15 protein-coding genes are annotated in these 16,416 nt (G+C 43.8%); all 15 read right to left on the reverse strand.

The genetic code is table 11. The features are described 5' to 3' along the window. Positions 1-123 precede the first annotated feature (123 nt). Positions 124-1,776: an N-acetylmuramoyl-L-alanine amidase family protein gene (locus BQ7344_RS06760; RefSeq protein ID WP_072521960.1), complete on the reverse strand. Its 1,653-nt coding sequence runs from the start codon at positions 1,774-1,776 to the stop codon at positions 124-126. Positions 1,777-2,008: 232 nt separating this feature from the next. Continuing rightward, positions 2,009-2,995 (reverse strand): diaminopimelate dehydrogenase, encoded by a 987-nt coding sequence (locus tag BQ7344_RS06765; protein ID WP_072521961.1) that lies wholly within the window; start codon positions 2,993-2,995, stop codon positions 2,009-2,011. Between the two features lie 161 nt (positions 2,996-3,156). Continuing rightward, the gene (locus BQ7344_RS06770) at positions 3,157-3,795 is read right to left on the reverse strand and encodes a J domain-containing protein (protein ID WP_072521962.1); all 639 of its coding nucleotides are present in this window, start codon (positions 3,793-3,795) and stop codon (positions 3,157-3,159) included. After that, the gene (locus tag BQ7344_RS06775) at positions 3,788-4,633 is read right to left on the reverse strand and encodes a DUF5685 family protein (protein ID WP_072521963.1); all 846 of its coding nucleotides are present in this window, start codon (positions 4,631-4,633) and stop codon (positions 3,788-3,790) included. The genes BQ7344_RS06770 and BQ7344_RS06775 overlap by 8 nt, the downstream gene beginning before the upstream one ends. 35 nt (positions 4,634-4,668) lie before the next feature. Next, positions 4,669-5,079: a hypothetical protein gene (locus BQ7344_RS06780; RefSeq protein ID WP_072521964.1), complete on the reverse strand. Its 411-nt coding sequence runs from the start codon at positions 5,077-5,079 to the stop codon at positions 4,669-4,671. A 66-nt stretch (positions 5,080-5,145) separates the two neighbouring features. Next, the gene (locus BQ7344_RS06785) at positions 5,146-6,348 is read right to left on the reverse strand and encodes a class I SAM-dependent rRNA methyltransferase (protein ID WP_072521965.1); all 1,203 of its coding nucleotides are present in this window, start codon (positions 6,346-6,348) and stop codon (positions 5,146-5,148) included. A gap of 358 nt (positions 6,349-6,706) precedes the next feature. Beyond that, the gene (locus BQ7344_RS06790) at positions 6,707-8,383 is read right to left on the reverse strand and encodes a DUF1002 domain-containing protein (RefSeq protein WP_235816062.1); all 1,677 of its coding nucleotides are present in this window, start codon (positions 8,381-8,383) and stop codon (positions 6,707-6,709) included. Positions 8,384-8,540: 157 nt separating this feature from the next. Then, positions 8,541-9,575, reverse strand: coding sequence for an XdhC family protein (locus BQ7344_RS06795; RefSeq protein ID WP_072521967.1), 1,035 nt, complete (start codon positions 9,573-9,575; stop codon positions 8,541-8,543). A 168-nt stretch (positions 9,576-9,743) separates the two neighbouring features. Then, on the reverse strand, positions 9,744-10,928 hold the full coding sequence (locus tag BQ7344_RS15850) for an iron-containing alcohol dehydrogenase (RefSeq protein WP_083585501.1): 1,185 nt from the start codon (positions 10,926-10,928) through the stop codon (positions 9,744-9,746). Between the two features lie 42 nt (positions 10,929-10,970). After that, the gene (locus tag BQ7344_RS15855) at positions 10,971-12,494 is read right to left on the reverse strand and encodes an APC family permease (RefSeq protein ID WP_083585502.1); all 1,524 of its coding nucleotides are present in this window, start codon (positions 12,492-12,494) and stop codon (positions 10,971-10,973) included. Positions 12,495-12,498: 4 nt separating this feature from the next. Then, entirely contained in the window at positions 12,499-13,119 is a 621-nt protein-coding gene (locus BQ7344_RS06805; RefSeq protein ID WP_072521968.1) for a cytidylate kinase-like family protein, read from the reverse strand. Between the two features lie 108 nt (positions 13,120-13,227). Then, a complete protein-coding gene (locus BQ7344_RS06810; RefSeq protein WP_072521969.1) occupies positions 13,228-14,445 on the reverse strand; it encodes an aspartate aminotransferase family protein in 1,218 nt (405 codons plus the stop codon). A 280-nt stretch (positions 14,446-14,725) separates the two neighbouring features. Further along, positions 14,726-15,424 (reverse strand): HAD family hydrolase, encoded by a 699-nt coding sequence (locus tag BQ7344_RS06815; RefSeq protein WP_072521970.1) that lies wholly within the window; start codon positions 15,422-15,424, stop codon positions 14,726-14,728. 63 nt (positions 15,425-15,487) lie between these two features. Next, positions 15,488-16,048: a helix-turn-helix domain-containing protein gene (locus BQ7344_RS06820; RefSeq protein WP_072521971.1), complete on the reverse strand. Its 561-nt coding sequence runs from the start codon at positions 16,046-16,048 to the stop codon at positions 15,488-15,490. Between the two features lie 3 nt (positions 16,049-16,051). Beyond that, the gene (locus tag BQ7344_RS06825; protein ID WP_072521972.1) at positions 16,052-16,414 is read right to left on the reverse strand and encodes an ArsR/SmtB family transcription factor; all 363 of its coding nucleotides are present in this window, start codon (positions 16,412-16,414) and stop codon (positions 16,052-16,054) included. Between the last annotated feature and the right edge of the window lie 2 nt (positions 16,415-16,416).

Below are 16,416 nucleotides of genomic sequence, written 5' to 3' on the forward strand. Positions count from 1 at the left end.
CTGGTCGCATCCTCGCGGAGCGTTTTTATGTAATAGGAACATTACGGAGTAATTTCCTATTACATAAGAAAGAGATTTCCATATTCAGGAAATCTCTTTGTAATATTTACTTCTTATTTAAACTTAAAAGCCAAACATGATCTTAAGAATCTGATCGGCTGTCTTGCTTTTGAATCCATCCGGATCAGAAAGTGTAGCCGGATACCATCTCAGGTAATTACCACGACGGATAAAATTACCTGTAGTAGTATGATACTCATATTTCTTGTATCCTGCATATCTGGACATGTACTTCTTCGCAAGCGCTGCAGCCTGGCTGCTGGATTTACCTTCTGGTGTCGGGGTACCTGCGATCTGCACACCGGCATCCGGTGTAGAATGTACGATCACTGCACTCCTGTCAGAACACTGTCCGAGGACGATCCATGTATGTCCGTCATCGTATCCGATATCTCCCGGATATAATTTGTAATTGTGCTGGGATAAGTAATTCTGATTTACAACTGTTCCCCACCCCAGTGTCTTTCTATAATAGTTGCCGATATCTCCGGAAACAACCGTATATCCATATCCAACATTGCTTCTTGTCTGCATAACCTGATATGCAGCCCATCCTACAAATCCGGAACAGTCAAGCCCTTTTGCTCTGTTAGTCGTACTCAGATCACGATAATTGTTATAATTGTAGCTGCTGCTCTGACTCAGATAAAATTTCTGCCAGTTTGACTTCACACCCTTCAGCGTGGAATCATACCAGCCGCCGCCCCAGATATAAAGCGCCTGGCCTACAGGCTTCAGTGCACCTGCCAGATAATTCTTGATTGTCTTCGATCCGGTCTGTCCAACAGGCTTCGGGTCATTTTTGAAATATGATGTATCCACTGCTTCAGAATCTGAAGAACCGTCATAAATCATTGCACCGGTAGAACTGAACTGGTAGCTGACACCATTGATTGTTTTGGAGCCGGTAACCATTTTGAATGTTTTTGTATCAAAATAGTATTTGCTTCCATCGATCGTCACCCATCCTCCGGTTGCAATACCTGTACTCTTATTAAAGTAATATGTACTGCCGTCTACTTTATACTTGCCTGCCACCATTACACCATTACTTTTGAAATATCTTTTCTGGCCTTTGCCATTTGTCAGCCAGCCTGTCGCCATCCGGTAATATTTTCTGCGGAAAAATCTGACATTACCCGCTGAGGATTTCACAAAACCATCTCTTGCTGCTCCGGTCTTTCCATCGAAGTAATAGTAATAACTGCCAATCTTATTAAGACTTCTGTACATCTTACCATCACTTCCAAAGTACCATTTCTGGTTCTTGTTATTTGTCATCCAGCCTGTCGCCATCGTATAAGTTTTGGTATTGAAATATCTGTAAAAATTATTTCCGAATTTTACAAATCCACCGACTGAAAATCCTGTCTTTTTATTAAAGTAATAATACTTTCCGGCTACTTTCTGAAAACCTGTATACATTGCTCCGGTTCTGGAATCATAATAGCGTAAAACCCCTTTTGCGCTTCTCATCCAGCCTTTATAGAGCACGCCGGTACTTCTGTTCAGATAATATTTCTTACCATTAAGAGTGAGCCAGCCCTTTACTATCTTTCCATTCTTATAATAGTATGTCTTTCCACTTATTGTCCGGAACCCGTTCGTTGCCGCCTGCGTATCTACAGTTGTCGCCTGAAACGCAAAGCCTGCTGCAAAAAGCATTACTCCTAAAAATATGCCCACGATCCATGACTTTTTGCATACCTTTCCCATACCCATAACCTCTTTCTGTAAACAAAAATGCTTACTTTTTACAATCTTGTTACAATATTATGTAGGTATTATATCGCATGTTTTTCTTTCCGTCAACAAAAAATGTAAAGCACTGTTAATCGTTCCAGTTTTAATGTTTCAAACATAATAAAAACAAAAGGATGAAACCAGCGGCTTCACCCTTTTGTTATTTTTCACTTTTTAATCTGTGCGAGTATCTTCCAGCGAAGAATTAAAGAAGATGTTTTCTTAATTCTGCACCATCAAGTGCACTTAAATATGCCGGTGCAACATCAAATACAGTCTTGCATCCCTTCTGTCCTTCCTGACTCATGCGATATGCAGCTCTTGCATAAGCAACGATAACGGAAGAAGTAAATTCCGGATTGGAATCCAGTTTCAGGCTGTACTCGATCACATGGTTATTTTCATCGTTCCAGCCGGTCTTGCCGGTACGGATTACGAATCCACCGTGCGGGATACCACTGTGATCACGTTTCAGTTCTTCTTCGGAAATGAAATGTACGGTTGTGTCATATTCGTCGAAGTAGTTCGGCATGGTCTTGATCTCTTGCTCGATGCGTGCGAGATCTGCGCCTTCTTCTGCTACTACGAAGCATTCTCTTGTATGTTTCTGTCTGGTAGTCAGCTCCGGATTCTTTCCGCTTCTGACTGCTTCCAGTGCTGCTTCAACCGGAACAGTGTACTGTTTGCCGTCTTTGACACCATCAATACGACGGATTGCATCAGAATGTCCCTGGCTCACGCCTTTGCCCCAGAATGTATAATCTTTACCGTTTGTCAGGATTGCATTTGCATACATTCTGTTGAGGGAGAACATTCCCGGATCCCAGCCTACAGAAATAATTCCGACATGATCACTCTCGGAAGCTGCTTTGTCTACATTTGCAAAATGCTCCGGAATTCTTGCATGGGTATCAAAGCTGTCAACAACATTGAACCACTGTGCATATTTCGGTGTCTGAACCGGAAGGTCTGTAGCGCTTCCTCCACAGAGAATCAGAACATCGATTTTATCTTTCATTTTTTCCGCTTCATCTACATGATATACTTTTGCTGTATCTGTAAGAATCTTTACTGATGCAGGATCACGACGTGTAAATACGGCAACAAGCTCCAGATCCGGATTGTGTTTGACTGCACATTCTACTCCTCTTCCAAGGTTGCCATATCCTAAAATACCAATACGAATACTCATTATGATTTCCTCCTGTAATTATCTTCCCTTACTGTCCTTTGATGCAATAGCACTTTAGTACAGCAATACATTCATTATAATAATATCACTCTTATGAAATGTCAATTTTTTTATGGCAGGATTTTGACCAGGTTGCCGCGAACGAAGTCAACAGTAACTGATCAGCAGCAAAATATACCACTGCCCGGGCAGCACATACCACAGAACATATTTGCAAGACACAGCTTCATGCAGTAATCACTTCCATCCACCGGCATTCCGCCGAATGGATTCTGCTGTTCCTGATACCAGCTTCCTCCGCCTTCCAGTCTCTGAAGAAGCATCCGGTACTGCATATTATCCGGCTCCATATTGACTGCCGTACGTGCATCGTTCATTGCATTTACATTATTACCAAGCCCCATATTCGCCATTGCCGACAGATAATACCACTGCCCGTTTCTCTGACTCAGGGAAGAAAGTACGTTCATTGCCTCCTGAAAATGCTGACTCTGGATGTAGTTTGCCGCTGCCTGTCTGCGAATGGCTTCTTCATCCTGATACGTACTCTGGCTCTGACCGCCAAAGCCGCCGAATCCCCCATAGGAATTGTAATTTCCGGAAGTCCCGTACTCCTTTTCTTTCATGATCTGCTCGTAAGCCTGCTGTACTTCTTTAAATTTCTCTTCCGCCTGCGCCTTGTTCGGGTTGTTGATATTCGCATCCGGATGGTATTTGCGGCTGAGTTTACGATATGCTTTTTTTATTTCTTCATCTGAGGCATCTCTGGAAATACCCAGCACACTATATGGATCAAACATGTTCTTTCTCCTGTTCTTTCTTCCGCTTCCCGGAAACGGTCTCAAATCTGCACCACACTCCGGAATACAGGATATTCCGAAGAATATCGGTATATTTTATAATAGGAAGTTTCTCGAATTCCCGGCAGGTTTCTGCCATCATCATCATAAGCATATTCTTTACCCGGTCATCGAACCCCTTTATTATATAATCTTTCGAAAATGGATTGTAATTTCCTTTTTTGACATCCTCTTCCACGTCATCATAGGCATCCAGCAAATAAATGAACTTGCCGAAATAAAATCCCATACGTCGAAGAGTCGGTTCCCAGACATCTTCTCTGTATGCAAAGATTTCTGCCATGATCCTGCCAAAACAGCCGGACACACGATCGATATCTGTCGCATTTTCTTTTTCGAGCGCAGACAGTTCATCCAGACAGGACACAATCGTCTGCACCTTTTTGCCCCAGAGTTTTTCGCTCTTCTTTTCTTTGCCTTCCAGCAGTTTGCCGAAAGCAAATCCCGGAATACTTCTTTCGTCATTCCAGTCATCTTTGCATTTGTAATAAGTCAGAAAAATATTCATATCCGCGGCATATTCAGTAATCGCATTTTTTCTGACCGGCTGTCTGCGCACCGGATGTACAATGCAGCGCGTCGATCCTTTCTTTGTCGGCGGCTCATAAAGTCCGCTGAGCAGAAGAATCACAAAGGTCATATCATAGGTTAAAGTAATCTGTCCGCTGAGACCGTAACGCTCTTTCAGCTCCCGGCACAGTCCGCAGTAAAAAGAACGGTACATATCAAAATCTTTGAATTTGATTTCCGGTTTGTTCATTACCACATATCCAAACACTGTGTCTCCTCCCTCTGTCGCGCCGACCTGCTTTGTTAGCTTCTTTTAACAAATTTCGTGTGGCATTTCGGGCATTCGATCTCAATCTTGCCCTTACCTCTCGGTATACGGATCTTCTGACCGCATCCCGGACATGAATAAATATGATGTGTCTTTCTCTGATTCATCATACTCTTTTCTCTGTTGAAACGCTGTCTGATTTTTGCAGTTGCAGCAAGATACTTTTCATTTTCCTGATATCTTTTCTGGATATCTCTGGAAAGCATGCGGTAATATGTATACAGCAGAACAAGAAGTCCTACCGTATCAAGAAGTGCCCCCATTCTGCTTCCGCTGCGGAAAAAAATCGAAAGGATGATCGCAACAAGTGCCACACCCATCGTAAAACGTGCAAACGCATCTACTCCATAGCGCCCCTGCATAAATCTGTTAAACTTATCTCTCATGTAAGTCCTTCTTTCTTATATTCTTTTGCCTTTATGTGATCTGTTTCTACTTTATATTTTCTCTGATTATTTCTCATCACATACCTGGAAGATATAGAATTTCAGGTAATAGGATTCGTCGGAAGACCACAAGATCGGATGATCCGGTGCCTGTGTACGGTATTCTACCTGACGAAGTCTCTTGTGTGCACTTCTCGCCGCCTGGCCGATTGTTTTTGTAAACAGCTCATATTCCATAAAATGGGAACAGGAACAGGTCGCAAGGAACCCACCGTCTTTTACCAGTTTCATTCCACGAAGGTTGATCTCACGGTAACCTTTGACTGCATTCTTGACAGAACTGCGGGATTTCGTAAATGCCGGTGGATCAAGAATGACCACATCATACTTTTCTTCCTGCTCTTCAAGCTTCGGAAGCAATTCAAAGACATCCTCGCATATAAATTTCACGGTTTTGTCCAGACCGTTCAGTTTCGCATTTTCCTGTGCCTGGTGAACAGCAAGCTCAGATGCATCTACTCCGGTCACTTCTTTCGCGCCGGCGATTCCTGCATTCAGTGCAAAGGAACCGGTATGTGTGAAGCAGTCCAGTACTCGCGCACCTTTACACAGCTTCTGGATCGCAAGACGATTATATTTCTGATCAAGGAAAAATCCTGTCTTCTGTCCGTCTTTGACATCGACCTGATATCTGACACCGTTTTCCTGAATCTCGACAAGTGTCGGAAATTCTTCTCCGATAAATCCCTTGTACAGTTCCATACCTTCCTGTTTACGGACTTTTGCATCGCTTCGCTCATAAACACCACGAATTGTAATACCGTCCTCAGAGAGAACTTTCTTAATAAGATCCAGAATCAGTTCTTTCCAGCGGTCTATTCCGAGTGCAAGAGACTGCACGACCAGCACATCCTCAAACTTATCAACGACAAGTCCCGGGAAAAAGTCTGCCTCGCCAAAAATTACACGGCAGCTTGAAGTATCCGTAACTTTTTTGCGGTATTCCCACGCATCGCGTACACGTTTCTCAAAGAAGTCTTCATCAATCTTCTGGTTTTCATTTCTTGTCAGAAGGCGAATGGTAATCTTGGAATTTCTGTTGATAAACCCTCTGCCGAGCGGATAACCGTCAAAATCATGTACAAGCACAATATCTCCGTTTACAAAGCTTCCCATGACTGATGCGATCTCATTGTCAAATACCCACATTCCGCCGGACTTCAAAAAACGTCCTTCTCCTTTTTTCAGTGTAACCACTGCCAGACTCATATCGTATCTCCTTTCGGAACTTTTCTTCCTTTTACATCCATTTATACCTGTTTAAGATAAAAACTTCTTCTATTTTACCACAACCAGACAGGAATTTCCACTTTTTCACAGTCTGTTCATAGAAGAGAACAAAGCGGACAAGTCCCCTTCAAACTCCCTGCATCCCTCAATCTTTGATGGACTTGTTACGCTTTGCGTGCCAGATGCAGTCTGCTTTAGCAGACATATTCCTCTTGCATCTGGTCACATCCTCGCGGAGCGTTTTTGCTTTATTGGAAAATTACAGAGTAATTTCCTATAAAGCAAAAAAAGGATGCCGAAGCATCCTTTTTGCATTGACCTGTAAGATCAGCCAGATTTATTCTGTATAATCCTCAGTGTATTCTTCTGTATTCTCCCCGGAAGCAGTATCTTCAGACACATTCTGCGTATCTGTACTCTCTGTCTGAACATCTTCTCCATAAAGTTTTACGAAGAAATTCAGTGTATCGTCATACATCTTCTGTCGCACTTCCGGATCTACGCTGTAGAGAATATCATCTTCTGCCGGATCTGTCTCCGTGCTGAAGATCGTCTTTAATTCCTTATTCATCATATTAAGCTCAGTGGACAGATAAACTTCTGTTCCATCCGGTACATAGGTAGCGCCTGCATCTTTCAGAATATTCAGATAAGTTTCCAGAACCTTCTGGCTGAGTTTTTCTGCAACATCCTGATCCAGTGTTACCGGCGGCTCTGTCACATTCTCTACTACAGACTGAAGTACTGCAAGATCGCCTTCATACTCACCCTTGCAGAAGAGTTTCGCCTGGTCAAATTTTGCCTTGCTTTCTTCGGAAAGATCATCTGTATTTAAAGTATCTTCTGTATTGTCTGCCGTTTCATCTGTACCTTCACCGGATTCGTCTGTTCCTGCGTCTGTTCCATCACCTGTTGCTTCCGGAATGCCATCTGTAGAACTGTCTGTATTTTCTTCAGATCCATCCGGGGTTTCCTGCGGTGTCTCTTCTGTGGTTCCGTCCTCAGTTGTTCCATCGCCTGTTGCTTCCGGAATATTATAATCTCCGCTGTCATCGGAAGGATCTGTATTCTCGGTCTGGTTGGTATCTGCACCTGTATCTTTTGCAAGATTAGCATCCTCTGTGGAAGTCTGTTTAACATCATCGCCAAGTGCCCCGCTGTCAACGTCCTGTGTAATGTCCTCTCCTTCATCCACTGCATCGTCATCAGAACTGTCATCAGAAGAAGTTCCGTTCTTGCTGTCTTCAAGATTCTGCTGGATATCTTCCAGAGTTTTCTTCATTTCCTGAATGTCATAGTTCTGCTGTGCGATCTGCTGCAGAAGGGAAACGATCGTGTCAAGCTCATCCTGGCTTAAAGTGATTCCGTTCTGAACAGCAATGTTGTTTACAATGTTGTAGATTTCATCAGCATTCTGAATATTGTCACCGATGATCTGCATTTTCGCCTGATTGATGATATTGGTTGCATTGTCCTGGCCAACCTGCTGTCCGACATTTCCTGTAACAACGACTTCTTTCGCAGCCAGGTCTTTCTTTGTGGAATCCAGAGCCTGTCCGCTTGCAGATTCGTATGCTTTCATGACACCGGTAAGCGCACCTGTACCAGATACTTCGTACGGGCATGCCGCAACAACTTCACAGTTGTTAACACCTGCTGTAGAAAGTGCTGTCGCGATCATATTACAGGTTACGTAATTGAGGTTCGCGGTACGAACCTTGATACCGCCTGACTGGGTAGGTTTTACGTAAGCACAGCTTAAAGTTCTTGTTCCGATCTGTTCACTCGGAACATAATTACCGAGAAGATCGCGCTCATCCTGATTTGTAACAGTGATGACCTGTACCTGACTGGAATCTGCCTTAAAGTAGTTCATCATTGTATTCTTCTGATCCTGTGTAAGGTCTGCACCAAGCGTTACGACCTTCGTGCCGTCAGCCATTGCCGGGACAGGAGAGCTGACTGCCAGACACATGCTGCAAAGTAACGCAACCATTAAGTTTCTTTTCTTCATATCTTCATCCTCCATATTCTCTTCACAGGAAAATATCTTCTGCTTTCCCTGCGATTACGTATCTCTTTTATTGAATACATGTATTATAGCACAGTTCTGTATATAGTTGTATTTTAAATTTTATTATTTTCGAACAAATGTTTCGCCTCAAAGAAATCTACAGAACTTCCAGAAATACCTGTATGGCACCGCCGCAGACAAGCCCCTCTTCCTCTGCCTCGGAAACGGTCATATCTACTTTAAAGATTCTTCCTTTTCTGTCTCCGTCATGAATAAGGCGCAGACACTGATGCTGCACTTCGCTCTCCATACAGCCGCCGCCGATCGTGCCGATGAGCGTTCCATCGGCAAGGACCAGCATCTTTGTCCCGATTTCCCTCGGTGCCGATCCCCGTCTTTCAATGATCGTTGCAAGTGCCATTCCGTTTTCTGCTTTCTTTCTTCCGGTCAGGTATTCCATCAGGTCTTTTTTGTATCCGCTTGTTTTGCGAAGACTGTTCTTTTCATGAATGAGTTCAGATACGATAGATATCGCAATCTCTTCGGGTGTCTCGGCATTAATCGGCATACCTACCGGCGTATGGATTCCATCCAGCAGTTTCCTGTCGATACCTTCTTCTTCCATCTGTTTCTTAAGAAGTGCCGCACGTCCACGGCTCGCCATCATACCAACATAGCAGTGTGGTTTTTTCAATATAATGTCCAGACATTCCTTATCATACCGGTGTCCTCTGGTCACAACCAGGAAATACGTATCTTCTCTGTCCGGAATCTGATCAAGTCCATGCTCAAAACTGTCGCAGATCACTCGATCCGCCCCCATTCTTCTTGCTTCTCCGGCAAAACTCGGACGGTCTTCCAGTACTGTCACATGAAAACCGACTTTGGCTGCAAGCAGGATCACCTGCTGCGATACATGTCCTGCCCCACAGATCACCAGATGCGCCGGCTGTTTCAATGCTTCCACAAATACTTTCTGACCATCAGCCTCTGTGATCCGGCTCTGCTGTGCCTGTGCGATCTCTTTTAATTGTTCATCCGGGATCGCACCGTCACCGTACACTGTGATAAGGTCTCCCTTTGAAAAGAAATAGCGGCTTCCGCTGTTTTCCCCTTCAAGCACCGTAGCCAGAATATTGTTTTTCTGATTCTGATATTCTTCTATTTTATTATAAAATTCAAAAAGCTCCATGTTTTCCCCCCTGTGAACTTTTTTCTGTTTCTTTTATCCACAAAAGTATAACACTTCCCATGTCTTTCCTGCAAGGACAAAACCGGAGATCTGCTTTTTTACAACAAAACATGCAGATACATCTCACATGAAATATACCTGCATGTCATAAAAAAATTCTTCTTTCTATTATATTGCTTTGTGATAAAGTTCTACAATATCACGCTTCTGAGAAGATCTTGGATTGACGGCAATGTTTCCGCTCTTCATCGCATCATCTGCCATGGCATCGATCTTGCTTTCGATTTCTTCATCAGAAACTTCTCTGCCTTTTGCCGCCTGACGGATCGCTGTTGTCAGATCCTCCGGAATTCCGATATCTTCATTCAGTTCACGGATTGCATCTACTAGCATCAACGGCTCAAATTCATCCTCATATGCCGGAATCGGACTGATATAATTATAGATGGTCAGATATCTGCCATGATCTGCCAGTGCATTGTATTCTGCGATCACCGGAAGCAGTACTGCGTTTGCCACTCCATGTGGTACATCAAAGAAAGCACTTACCGGATGGCTCATTGCATGTACATTTCCAAGACGTGCAAAGGAAAAAGCAATTCCGGCAAAAAGTGAACCGGTCAGCATTGCCTCTGCTGCCTCCAGATCCGTACGTCTTGCGACAAACCGGCGGATATTTTTACCGATCAGTTCCATCGCTTTCTCAGCCATGGCATCCGAAAACGGAGAGGCTGCTGTAGAAACATATGCCTCTTCTGCATGAATAAATGCGTCGATTCCACATACTGCCGCCACAGAGGCCGGCGCAGATGTCAGAAGCTCCGGATCCAGTATTGCATAAGAAGGAAAAAGTTCATAACTGAATACTGTCAGTTTATAATCTCTGCTGTGATCTGTGATAACCGAAAACGCAGTGACCTCTGAACCGGTGCCTGCTGTCGTCGGGATCGCAATGAGTGGGATAATTTTTCCAGGTACTTTATGTGCCCCTTCATATTCTGTAATGCTGCCACCGTATTTTGCGGTTACACCGACAGCCTTGGCAACATCCATTGGAGAGCCGCCGCCCAGCGCCACAATAAAATCTGCCCCGGCTTCTTTAAATGCAGTTGTTGCCTTTTCTACAGTCGTTACTGACGGGTTTGCTTCTATTTCCGTAAAGATATCCACCTTCATGCCGGCATCTTCGAGATATTTTGCTGCTTTATCCACAATTCCCATCTTACGAAGTGTCGGTCCTGACAGCAGCATGGCATGGGTTCCTCCCAGTTTCTGTGCACATTCCGGAAGCCGCACAAGCGTACCTGCCCCAACGATAATATTCTGTGGTATAAAAAATTCAAACGGATTCATAATCTGCCTCTTTTCTCATTTTATATCTATTTTTATCTGACGTCATGCCGGCATTCTCGAGAGTACACGATCAATTGCTGCATCAATAACCAGATCAAGTTCTTTATCATCAGCCTCCGGCATCAGAGATGCTGCATCCTCATCAGAAATGATCTCAATAAGACTGCCGAATTTTTCTTTATATTTCAGTTTGCAGACTGCAAAGAACACAATTCCGAGCAGGCTCCACGCACCAACCATCATCCATTCCTGCATGATCAGAGTACCGCCGGAACCAGGAATACAGTATACGAGTACCATACATCCAGAAAGGAGCACTGCCATGGTTCCGACAAATTTGTACGCCGGAACACGGTAAGGTCTTGGCATATCCGGTTCTTTTTTTCGAAGAATCAGGAATGAAATCGAAACCATACAGTATGCAAGACAGCAGCCGAAGTTTCCTGCGTCACAGATCCACACCATCATGACACGTCCTGCAAAAGGAGCAAGCATGGTAAGAATACCGATCAGAATCAGTGCATTTACCGGTGTTTTGTGCTTCGGATGAAGTTTTGCAAACACCTTCGGAATCATGTAGGATTCTGCCATGGAGTATAAAGCACGGGAACCACCGATCATAAAGGAGTTCCATGAAGTCACGATACCACACATACCGCCTACAATGATGACTTTCGCCATCACGGATGTTCCAAAAGCTTTCGCCATGGCATCCGCGGTAACAAGGCCTGTCGTACTCTGGGAAAGTGCTATTTCCGCCGGGTTCAGGACATATCCTACAGATAAGATTACGAAAGAATAAAATACAACTGCCAGTACAACAGACAGGATCATCATCTTACCTATCTTTTTAAGCGGTACATTGATTTCTTCTGCCGCCTGCGGGATAACATCAAAACCAATAAAGAAAAACGGTGTGATAACGGCAACTTTCAATACATTTTTTACCATTGTTCCCGTTGTTTCACCCATAAACATCTGTCCCTGCAGATTGTCCACATTACCGTTAATCACTGATGCTACGATCAGAAGGATTCCTGCGCCACCGATTATGCAGGTCAGAACAGTCTGGAGTACTGCTGCTGTTTTTGCCCCCAGGATATTGATCATCATAATGAAAAACGCTACGATAATTGCCACGATCAGCCAGGATGCATAAATATCAAATCCTGCTACCGTATAAAGATAACCTTTGAGGAATCCCGGCCACAGATAGGTAATGATCGTCGGAAATGCACATGCCTCAAAACAGGTAACACCGACATATCCGAGAACGATTGCCCATGTACAGATAAAAGAACCCGTCGCCCCCATTGCCTTGTAACTGAATACATGTTCCCCGCCACACTGTGGCATGGCAGCCGTCAGTTCTGCGTATGTAAGACCGACAAAAAAGATCATGACACCACCGATCGCAAATGCAAGTGCTGCACCGACAACACCGCCTGCATCGATCCATGTTCCGGAAGATACGACCCAGCCCCAGCCGATCATAGCTCCGAAAGCGATCACAAGAATATCCCATGCACTGAATACTTTATCAAATTCTGATTTTTTCTGTCCCATAGACTCATTCCTCCCCGCTTCCGAATTTTCTTCTGACAAGTTCCTCGATGTAATCTGCTGTTCCCTCTATCCCAAGATAAGAGCTGTCAATCAGGATATTTCGATTGTGACGGTCACCACGGTTGCTTCCTGTCAGTGCCAGATGACGTTTGTGATATCGTTTATCTTTTTCCAGAAGCAGAATTCTGGCATCCTTCTCTGTAAGATTATGGCTCTCCATAATGTTGTGAATTCTTACATCATCCGGAGCATAGATAAATGCCCTCAGAAGATTGATCTTATCGGAATCTTTGAGAATATAATCCGCAGAACGTCCGATGATCACACAGGATTCTTTCTCTGCCAGTTTGCGGATAATCTGCTTCTGCACATGAATCGCACGATCTGTCAGATCCGCATATTTTGAAAAGGATCCTCTGACATCACCCTCTGCACCTTTACCTGCGATCGTGCCGCCTTCTTCAACTTTTTCCATAATTTCTTTTGGTATTCCGACCTCTTCGATGATCTCGTCCACGAGTTCACGATTATAAAATTTGATATTGAGGTCTTCTGCTATTTTTCTGCCTATGGCATTACCTTTGGCGCCGTATTCACAGCCAATCGTTATTACCAGATGTCTCATACCGATTTCCTCTCACACGAATTTTGTTATTCATTTCCTCTTAATAGAAAAAAGCGCGCGAACCACTTATAATGATCCGCGACGCCCTTGTCACTTTTTCGTTCTTATTTATTTTTCCAGGGATTTGATCGTATCTTCAATGATCGCAACTGCTTTGTCGCAGTCTTCTTCTGTCACGATAAGCGGTGGAATCATACGGATGATATGTGCTCCGATTGCTGTGATCAGAAGTTTGCGATCCAGGCAGCCGTGTTTTACATCTACACCACCGATTGTATCATCAAATTCCACACCAACCAGAAGTCCCTGATGTCTTACTTCTTTTACATGTGGAAGTTTTTCCAGTTTGGATGCAAAGTAGTCACCGACTTTTTTCGCATTTCCTGCAAGATCTCTGTCAAGAAGTTCGTTAACTTCTGCAAGTGCTGCCGCACAGCTTACCGGATGTCCGCCGAATGTAGTTCCGTGGGAACCTGCCGAAAATGCTTTTGCAACTTCTGCTGTCGCACAGATCGCACCGATCGGCATGCCGCCGCCAAGTGCTTTCGCCATGGAAACGATATCTGGTTTGATTCCGTAGTTCATATAAGACATTACTGCACCGGTTCTGCACCATCCGGTCTGTACCTCATCGATCAGAAGAAGCATATCATTCTCATCACAGAATTTACGAAGTCCCTGCATAAATTCCATTGTTGCAGGATGTACACCGCCTTCTCCCTGTACCGGCTCAACCATGATTGCAATGGTGTTTTCGGTACATGCATCTTTAAATGCCTGCAGATCATTATACGGTGCATAGGAGAATCCGTATGTCATCGGTCCGAAACCAACCTGACATCCGTTTCCCGGCTGACCGGTTGCGGACATGGCACCGAAGGTTCTTCCATGGAAGCCCATCTTTGCAGTTACGATATGGTAACGGTTCGGTCCGTATTTTTCTATGCCATATTTACGTGCCATTTTGATCATCGCTTCGTTTGCTTCTGTACCGGAGTTCTGATAAAAGATCTTGTCCATGCCGATCGTCTCGCACACTTTCTCGGCAAGTAATGCCTGCGGAATCGTGTATGGATAGTTGAATGTATGCATGATGTCTTCTACCTGGTCTTTTACCGCTGCCACTACTTTCGGGTTACAGTTTCCTGCACTGTTTACTGCAATACCTGCATAAAAGTCAAGATATGGTGTTCCGTTCTCATCATAGATATACATGCCTTCTGCTGTTTCAGCAAGAAAATCAAAACGCTCATAAGTCTCGATCATATACTTGTTTACTTTGTCTTTGATGTCCTGAAAAGTTAATCCTGTGTCTTTTAATTTCATGGCTGATTCCTCCCTGTATCCTTAAAATAAAAAAAGCAAAGGCAGATTTCCGTTTCCGGTAAGCGCCTTTGCTTAATTTTTCGTGTATTATTTTGTACAACATTACAATATCACTGACAGTATTGTTTGTCAATAGTATTTTTACAAAAAAGATTTTTGCTGATTTTAAAAGACTTTTTGAATTTTCAGGTTATATTTACAGCCATTCATTCTGTGCATTATATTGCACAAAACGTTTTTCTATATTATTCCATTTTCTTTTCCCGACCATTCTGCACTCTTATTGCTGCGTAAGGAAATCATCCACATTAATTTCTGTAAATGAGCGCAGTGTCGGGAAATATCTGCGTTCCGTTGGTTCTTTTTCCTGCGTATACCAGATACCTCTAAGGCCGCTCTCCCATGCACCTTCTATGTCTTTCTTCACATTATCTCCGATGAATACACACTCTTCCGCCCGGACACCTGCTTTTTCCACGCAGAGTTCAAATAAATGATAATGTGGTTTCTCCACACCAGCTTCTTCACTGGTAACCATAAAATCAATATAGACCTCCGCACCGATTGCTTCGAGTTTTTTGTACTGGATATAGGCTGTCATATCTGTACCGATTCCGATGCGTATCTTTCTTTTTCTGAGTTCCATAAGGAAATCCAGGACTCCCGGATTTGGTTCTATATGCTGAAGAAATGCATCCCAGTAAATATGGTACATCTTCTGTACATGCGGAAAAAGAGGCTTTTCCAGCAGTTCCATCATACATTGCAGACGCAGCATACGGCTGTGGATCGCAGCGGTATCTGTACCGATCCTGTTCGCCATAATATATCCGGCTTTTCTGTAATATTCACGCGTCTCCTCTTCAGTTATGCCGAATGTTTCCCTGCAGTAGCCTGCCAGTGCTTCCATACCGTAAATATGATTCGCATCATAGCTGTATAATGTATTATCCAGATCAAATATAACTGCTTTTATCATATGCTGTCCCCTTTTCTGTTCTGATGTTTCTTTCGGACATAAATAACCTTCCGGTGCTTTCTTCTATTTTCCATGATAATCAAGGAAAAAGCAAGTGCAACAGGCTTTCTCGCTGCCTGTATTTTTATATACATGCTCCTGGTCGGTCTCAAATTTAAATATCTGGTCTTTATGAATGCAATAACTCTGCCCGTGGCATTCCACTGTCAGTTCTCCTTCCGTGACCGCCAGATACTCCCGTGTCTTTTCGCCATGGCTTCCGCTGACATAAACCCCGCCCGGCTCCACTTCGATCCGGTATACCTCTACAAGTCTTGTGTCTTCATACGGCAGACAGGTCCATACCCGGTATTGCCCTTCCAGCTCTTTGGTCGGCAGCAGTTCCTGTGGAGTTACAAGGAGACAGTCTTCCCGGGGCGGCTGTATCAACTCCTGAAATTCGATTCGAAGTCCACTTGTGACCTTTCCGAGTACGCCAAGAGAGGGATTGGCAGTCCCTCTCTCTATCTGTGCAAGCATGCTTTTGCTGACTCCGGTCTGTTCTGCGGTCTGGTCCAGACTCATGCATTTTGACTTTCTTATTCTTTTTAAATTTGCCGCTACATTCTTTGACAAATAATCCATACTTTACTCCAGAATATGTTCTCTTCCCATTGAGATGATCGTTCGTACATGATCATCTGCAAGGGAATAAAAAATAGATTTTCCTTCTCTGCGGTTCTTCACCAGCTTGTTCTGCTTCAGGATGCGAAGCTGATGGGAAACTGCAGACTGTGTCATATTCAGGACTTTCGCAAGATCGCAGACACACACTTCTGATTCAAATAACACGAACAGAATGCGGATACGGGTAGAGTCTGCAAATACCTTGAACAGATCTGCCAGATCATACAATTCTTCCTCGTCCGGCATGGTCTCATTTACGATCTTCAGAAGGTCTTCATGGATTTCCTGACATTCACAGCTTAATTCTTCTCTTTCTTCTGTCATAT

Origin of the sequence: Blautia sp. Marseille-P3087, from assembly GCF_900120195.1 — a bacterium.
Taxonomy (GTDB): domain Bacteria; phylum Bacillota; class Clostridia; order Lachnospirales; family Lachnospiraceae; genus Blautia_A.

What these genes read in the sequence shown, in the direction of transcription:
- BQ7344_RS06760 (WP_072521960.1), bottom strand. Translation starts at nt 1,776, where the DNA reads ATGGGAAAGGTATGCAAAAAGTCATGGATCGTGGGCATATTTTTAGGA.
- BQ7344_RS06765 (WP_072521961.1), bottom strand. Translation starts at nt 2,995, where the DNA reads ATGAGTATTCGTATTGGTATTTTAGGATATGGCAACCTTGGAAGAGGA.
- BQ7344_RS06770 (WP_072521962.1), bottom strand. Translation starts at nt 3,795, where the DNA reads ATGTTTGATCCATATAGTGTGCTGGGTATTTCCAGAGATGCCTCAGAT.
- BQ7344_RS06780 (WP_072521964.1), bottom strand. Translation starts at nt 5,079, where the DNA reads ATGAGAGATAAGTTTAACAGATTTATGCAGGGGCGCTATGGAGTAGAT.
- BQ7344_RS06785 (WP_072521965.1), bottom strand. Translation starts at nt 6,348, where the DNA reads ATGAGTCTGGCAGTGGTTACACTGAAAAAAGGAGAAGGACGTTTTTTG.
- BQ7344_RS06790 (WP_235816062.1), bottom strand. Translation starts at nt 8,383, where the DNA reads ATGAAGAAAAGAAACTTAATGGTTGCGTTACTTTGCAGCATGTGTCTG.
- BQ7344_RS06795 (WP_072521967.1), bottom strand. Translation starts at nt 9,575, where the DNA reads ATGGAGCTTTTTGAATTTTATAATAAAATAGAAGAATATCAGAATCAG.
- BQ7344_RS15850 (WP_083585501.1), bottom strand. Translation starts at nt 10,928, where the DNA reads ATGAATCCGTTTGAATTTTTTATACCACAGAATATTATCGTTGGGGCA.
- BQ7344_RS15855 (WP_083585502.1), bottom strand. Translation starts at nt 12,494, where the DNA reads ATGGGACAGAAAAAATCAGAATTTGATAAAGTATTCAGTGCATGGGAT.
- BQ7344_RS06805 (WP_072521968.1), bottom strand. Translation starts at nt 13,119, where the DNA reads ATGAGACATCTGGTAATAACGATTGGCTGTGAATACGGCGCCAAAGGT.
- BQ7344_RS06810 (WP_072521969.1), bottom strand. Translation starts at nt 14,445, where the DNA reads ATGAAATTAAAAGACACAGGATTAACTTTTCAGGACATCAAAGACAAA.
- BQ7344_RS06815 (WP_072521970.1), bottom strand. Translation starts at nt 15,424, where the DNA reads ATGATAAAAGCAGTTATATTTGATCTGGATAATACATTATACAGCTAT.
- BQ7344_RS06820 (WP_072521971.1), bottom strand. Translation starts at nt 16,048, where the DNA reads ATGGATTATTTGTCAAAGAATGTAGCGGCAAATTTAAAAAGAATAAGA.
- BQ7344_RS06825 (WP_072521972.1), bottom strand. Translation starts at nt 16,414, where the DNA reads ATGACAGAAGAAAGAGAAGAATTAAGCTGTGAATGTCAGGAAATCCAT.